1 protein-coding gene is annotated in these 1,088 nt (G+C 45.4%); it reads right to left on the bottom strand.

Going from position 1 to position 1,088, the window contains the following annotated elements:
• The coding region (gene tuf / locus I6F66_RS20665; protein WP_197209681.1) for an elongation factor Tu at positions 1–1,088 on the bottom strand (1,088 nt) is incomplete at both ends.

Raw genomic sequence — 1,088 nt, 5'->3', positions numbered from 1 at the left:
CCACCTTCACGGATAGCAAAACGAAGACCTTCATCCATCGCGATTGGTGCGATTAGAGTTACTGTCATCTTGATGTTATCACCAGGCATTACCATTTCTACGCCATCTGGTAACTGTACGTCACCAGTTACGTCAGTTGTACGGAAGTAGAACTGTGGACGGTAACCTTTGAAGAATGGAGTATGACGACCACCTTCATCTTTCGAAAGTACGTATACTTCTGAAGTGAATGTAGTATGTGGGTTAATTGAACCAGGCTTAGCTAGTACTTGACCACGTTCAACGTCTTCACGTTTAGTACCACGTAGAAGTGCGCCGATGTTTTCGCCAGCACGACCTTCGTCTAGAAGCTTACGGAACATTTCAACACCAGTACAAGTAGAACGAGTTGTATCATTGATACCAACAATTTCTACTTCGTCATTGATGCGGATGATACCAGCTTCAACACGACCAGTTACAACAGTACCACGACCCTGGATTGAGAAAACGTCTTCGATAGGCATGATGAAAGGCTTATCGATGTCACGCTCTGGCTCTGGGATGTAAGTATCAAGTGCGTTTGCAAGCTCAACAATCTTATCTTCCCACTCTTTCTCGCCTTCTAACGCTTTAAGCGCAGAACCCGCGATTAGAGGTAAGTCATCACCTGGGAAATCGTATTCTGAAAGAAGTTCACGAACTTCCATTTCTACTAGTTCAAGTAGCTCTTCGTCATCTACCATGTCACATTTGTTCATGAACACGATGATGTAAGGAACGCCAACTTGACGAGAAAGAAGGATGTGCTCACGCGTTTGTGGCATAGGGCCATCAGTCGCAGCAACTACTAAGATCGCGCCGTCCATTTGAGCAGCACCAGTGATCATGTTTTTAACATAATCGGCGTGACCAGGACAATCTACGTGTGCGTAGTGACGTGAAGGAGTATCGTATTCAACGTGAGACGTTGAAATAGTGATACCACGTTCGCGCTCTTCTGGAGCGTTGTCGATTGATGCGAAATCTTTAGCAACACCGCCGTATACTTTTGCAAGTACGTTAGTGATTGCTGCAGTTAGTGTAGTTTTACCGTGGTCAACGTGGCC

Origin of the sequence: Pseudoalteromonas sp. NZS100_1 (genome assembly GCF_015864285.1) — a bacterium.
Classification (GTDB): Bacteria; Pseudomonadota; Gammaproteobacteria; order Enterobacterales; family Alteromonadaceae; genus Pseudoalteromonas; species Pseudoalteromonas arctica.
This window is presented reverse-complemented; position numbering and strand designations above follow the sequence as displayed.